Annotated in this window: 2 protein-coding genes; both read right to left on the reverse strand. The window is 55.3% G+C overall.

The genetic code is table 11. The features are described 5' to 3' along the window. Window positions 1-38 precede the first annotated feature (38 nt). Window positions 39-875 carry an IS3 family transposase gene (locus tag ACW9HW_RS30095; RefSeq protein WP_457402967.1) on the reverse strand — a complete coding sequence of 279 codons (837 nt, stop codon included), beginning with the start codon at window positions 873-875 and terminating at the stop codon, window positions 39-41. Then, window positions 872-1,174 (reverse strand): transposase, encoded by a 303-nt coding sequence (locus tag ACW9HW_RS30100; protein ID WP_457402969.1) that lies wholly within the window; start codon window positions 1,172-1,174, stop codon window positions 872-874. The genes ACW9HW_RS30095 and ACW9HW_RS30100 overlap by 4 nt, the downstream gene beginning before the upstream one ends. Window positions 1,175-1,247: the final 73 nt, after the last annotated feature.

Genomic DNA, 1,247 nt, shown 5'->3' on the forward strand with positions numbered 1-1,247 from the left:
TGAACTGGTCAAGTAATTCTGGACACCAGTTACGGTTTTCAAGCCGCCAGTTTCTCCATAGCTACCGGCGACCGGTAGTCGTTGTAGCTATGGAGTCTGACGTTGTTGTATCGCATCACATAACGCTGCACATCCACGCGGGCCTCATGTTCGGAGCTGTAGCCGTCTTCTGGCACCCATTCCGACTTCAGGCTCCCAAAGAAACGCTCCATCGGGGCATTGTCCCAGCACTCACCTTTACGACTCATGCTTTGCAGGAGTCCGTGCTTGCGCATCTCCTTCCTGAATTTGTGGCTGGTGTATTGGCAGCCTTGATCAGAGTGAAACAGCACCTCTTTTGGACGGCCTCGCAATTCGACCGCCATTCGCAACGCTTCGCAGGTCAGTGTGGCATCGGAAATCATTGAAAACGACCAGCCCACGATCCGTCGAGCGAACAGATCCAGCACCGCCGCGAAATACATCCAGCGCTTGCCGACCTTGATGTACGTGACATCGCCACACCACACCTGGTTGATCGCCGTAACATCAAACTTGCGCTTGAGCACATGCGGCGCCACCAGCGCTTCCACGCCGGAAGATTTGTACTTGTGCCGCCGCCGCTGATGACTGGCAACACCGGCTTCGCGCATCAAACTGCGAGCCATATGTCGCCCGACACGATGCCCCTTTGCTTGCAGCTCCTTGGAAAGAGTGCGAGACCCTGCGGACGCTCTGGATTCCCTGTGATGCTCGACCAGCACGGCTTTAAGTTTCTCCCGCTCAGGCTTCACCTTGCCTTGGCGCTGACGCCAGGCATAAAAGCTGCTGCGGCTGACTCCAAACGCCCGACAGCAATTGTTAACGCCGTACTGCCCGTCCAGCTCATTGATCAACGTGAATGATCTTTGGAGTCCAAAAGCAGGAGAGCACTGGCCTTTTTTAGGATTTCGATGTCCAGGTCTTTTTGCCTGAGCAACGCTTTGAGCTGCTGAATCTCTCGCTGATCAGCGGTAATCGCCTTGGCGCCCTGCGGGGTCGAGCCCAAGCGCTCCTTGCGAACCTGATCAACCCAACGGCGCAAGGCCGTAGGGCCAATATCCAAACTGGCACAGACCTCGGTAACCGACTGTCCCTCGTCCAGCACCATGCTGGCTGCCCTGAGTTTGAACTCACTGGAATAAGATTTACGCATAACCAAAACACCTCGGATTTGGGCGCCATCATAGCGCCCGATTGAAGTGTCCAAAATCATTAGGCCAGTTCAG

Source organism: Pseudomonas sp. SDO5532_S415 (assembly GCF_054071155.1).

Bases quoted from the DNA above. Each gene is read 5' to 3' on its own strand.
- ACW9HW_RS30100 (WP_457402969.1), bottom strand. From the start codon at position 1,174: ATGCGTAAATCTTATTCCAGTGAGTTCAAACTCAGGGCAGCCAGCATG.